This is a genomic window from Candidatus Egerieousia sp. (genome assembly GCF_056211015.1).
In genome coordinates this window covers 1-3,584 of record NZ_JBAELF010000055.1, presented here as the reverse complement: position 1 = coordinate 3,584, position 3,584 = coordinate 1, and the positions used below count along the sequence as shown (strand labels likewise).

The following is a 3,584-nucleotide window of genomic DNA, read 5'->3' as shown; positions in this document are numbered from 1 at the left end:
CGAATAGCACGTCTGCTTGTGAACTTCATTCTGGCACGACATGACTATCCAATGATAGTGGTAAAGAGTGCCGATAAGGAGAATTACCTGAATGCTCTCAGTACCTGCGACGGATTTGTAGGTACTGCACCATCAGCTGGTTCTCATGCCGAAATAGATCAGATTCGTCCGTTTGCGGAATACATTGAAAAGTGCATGGAAAGCGCACTGGTCACTTGCATCAAGGCAGGAAAGGGCGAAAGCATCGAAGAGGATGATGACTTCATGAAGGAGTTGCGTATCGCTCAACGCATGAAAAAACAACAGGATGCCGAGGCCGCAGCTTTGAGGCATAAATGCCCTGATGAGGTCTGGAACGTATTGGAATATGTATATTTCCCAATTTCAGAGTCTCTGCGCAAGGCCGTGGATGTGGCTGATCAGACATTCCGTTTCTCACAAGTTGAGAAGTCAAACAGGCTTTCTAAGACGAAGGAAGCAAGAGGTGGTCTGCATGTGAATACAGTGATGAGAGGTTATGACAACAGTCAGGTCATGGACTATGTGGATAACGCGGAATCAATGTGGTTTACCTGCCGTATGATGTCGCCACAGGAGCCAAGAAGACCCAACTTTGAGATTGAAAAGTCATTCTATATTGCATTCTTCGAAGACCATTATTTTGTAAATGGCATCTTGAACAAGAACTTTGCTTACGGCAGTTATCCTTCTGAAAATGAGAAACAGCAGATTGTGTCTCAATTCAAGAAGGATGTTTTGGCAGAAATCAAGGAAAAGATGTAGTGGCAAACTGTATTTGCTACGTTTTCGCAGTTTATGATAATGTAGCAGATTTTATGATAACGAACATAAACATTGAAAGATAAAGTGGAGTTGTACTCGTTAGTTAAGAATAATATGATAGGAAACATTGACATACTGGTAAAGGAACTCTGCAAACTTCCTAAAGAAATTGGGTGGGTAGAGTTCAAGCATAATAACAGTGAACCAACCATGATTGGCGAGGACATCAGTGCACTTGCTAATTCTGCTACTCTCAACGACCGTGACTATGCTTATATGATATGGGGTGTAGATAACGAGACTCATGCGATTGTTGGTACTACGGTTCGGCTTCCGTTGGAAAAGAAAGGTGAGCAGGAACTGGAAAACTGGCTTCGTTATCTGCTGTCTAAGAATGCAGACTTTGAATTCCTTGAGACAGAGATTGAAGGCAAACATGTGGAGATGATTCGCATTCACAAAGCTCTCAATGAACCAGTCTCGTTCCAGAAGGTTGACTACATCCGAAGTGGCAGCTATACGAAAAAACTCCATGAGTTTCCGGTGTTCCGCACTCAACTTTGGGACAAACTCCGTCACGCTCAGTTTGAGGATGTATGTGTCAAAATTGATCAAAGGTATGAGGACATTATCCGATTGCTGCAGGTGGATGCTTACTTCACTCTACTTAAGATTCCACAGCCAACAGAGAAAGATTCTGTCGTACACTACCTAAGTGAGGATGGCATAATACAAAAGCAAGACAACGGTTTTTATTCCATTACCAATCTGGGCGCAATTCTCTTTGCCAGAGATTTGAATGATTTTGCCAGATTGGGACGTAAGGCAATGCGTGTGGTGCAGTATAAGGGCATCAACCGTCTGCAGATACAGAAAGAGGAACCTTTCAACCAGGGTTATGCTGTGTGTTTTGAGGACATGGTTCGTTATGTCAATGCTTTGCTTCCAGCCAGTGAGGAAATGAATGCCGTACGGCTTTCGACAACAAGCGTATTTCCGCTTCCATCGGTCAGAGAAGCCATTGCGAACAGTCTGATCCACCAAGATCTTTACATTACTGGGGCTGCACCAGTAGTAGAAATTTTTGAGAACAGAATGGAAGTCACAAATCCGGGTACTCCACTGGTTGATGTCATGCGTATCATTGACAATCCGCCAAAATCACGAAACGAGAAATTGGCATCTCTTATGCGGAGACTGAAGATGTGCGAAGAACTCGGACGCGGATGGGATAGAATGGTGCTGGCTTGCGAGGCCCAATATCTGCCTGCACCACGCATAGAGGTATTTCAAGAGAATACAAAAGTGACCTTGTTCGCGGAAATGGAGTTCGGTAACATTCCGATGGAGGATAAGCTTTGGTCATGTTATCTTCATGCCTGCTTGATGTACATTCAAGGCGAAGCTTTGACCAATAAGTCGTTGAGAGAACGGTTCTCGTTACCGGAGACATCTTCGGGCAGCTCGTCACGTCTCATTAAAGAAGCCGTGGGCAAAGGGTTGATAAAGTTACTTGATCCAAATACCGCTCCACGTTACATGAAGTATATCCCGGCTTGGGCATAAAGTTAACTTGCCGGTAACTTGCTGACAATTGGTAAAAGATGAATCTGAAAACAGAATTGTATTGATAAATGGCTGTATAATAATGAAATGAGCATTTCTACCAAAAAATATTTTAACTTGCTGGTAACTTGCTAGGATTGATAAAACCGAGAGAAGAAGATATATCTGATCATGACAGATAACAAGAAGAAAATACAGAACGTCCTCAGTGAACAGTTCAACAAGAACCGTTACATATTCTGGTATGATGCTGACGGCACGATGGAAGAACTGGCTATGGGTATGGAGATAGAGGGCGTGGAAATGCTCACTCTGAATCATAATGCCTTCTCACTGAAATACCGCATACAGACAGGCGGACAGCCTGACCGGGGATTTCTCATATATAGCAAGGAACCTGAACCGGAACCGGCAGGCAACTGGCTTCTGGACTTGCAAATGGAGGGTGTGAAGTTCAGCGCCGATATGGCCTCGCTTTATGCTACGGAGTGTAACATACCACTGGAACTGAAGAGCCGTATTGTTGATGAGCATATCGCGTTCTTCAAGGATGAGAAGAATAGGGCCAAGCTGGCAAACATCGTTCACCAAGGCATGAACGGCGCAGACATCATTAGCGCCATGCTTTCAGTGACCACAAAATCAGCTCTCGCCACATACGACCAGTTGACCTATATCCTGGCAGAAGAGTGCATAAATGAAAATACGGCAATTCTTGACAGATTGGAAAAGTACAATCTGCTGTCCGTCTATTGGGAAATGGCAGAGAGCGCTTTCGGTTATGATAAGGAACGGCAGATAAAAGACCTTGTGATTGTACTCTTCAAGGATGAACTTGCAAGCATCATAGATCGTGGCACTCTGACCAATGAGGCGCATATTTTTATGCGTGATTGGCGCGACAGCCGTCAGTATGGAGCCATGCATAAGCAATGGGCCGAGGCTTTGGAAACGGAACTTGGTGTCATGCAGCAGATTCAAGGTGAACCTATCGAAAAACTGGTGCGTATCGAGACCTTCCCTTGCGTGGATAAAGTTATTGCCAAATACCTGCATAAGGAGGTCAAGAACGAGACCATCACCACAGAGAAGGTGGAATCCATCGTGGATGATCGTAGAAACAAGATCTTCTTCGGTGTAGCTCAGCATACCATCAATGCAATGCTCGAAGCACGAAGATTGTTCGAGGACATTGAGAAGAAGATGGCAGGTTTGAGCATTACATCGGCAGATGA

General features: G+C 44.4%; 3 protein-coding genes. All 3 read left to right on the top strand.

The features are described from left to right. Nucleotides 1–783: Fic family protein (locus tag AC06L3_RS04120; RefSeq protein WP_475669353.1), on the top strand; the 783-nt coding region annotated here is incomplete at its 5' end. Nucleotides 784–897: 114 nt separating this feature from the next. Further along, nucleotides 898–2,349 carry an ATP-binding protein gene (locus AC06L3_RS04115; protein ID WP_475669352.1) on the top strand — a complete coding sequence of 484 codons (1,452 nt, stop codon included), beginning with the start codon at nucleotides 898–900 and terminating at the stop codon, nucleotides 2,347–2,349. Nucleotides 2,350–2,520: 171 nt separating this feature from the next. After that, nucleotides 2,521–3,584: hypothetical protein (locus tag AC06L3_RS04110; RefSeq protein WP_475669351.1), on the top strand; the 1,064-nt coding region annotated here is incomplete at its 3' end.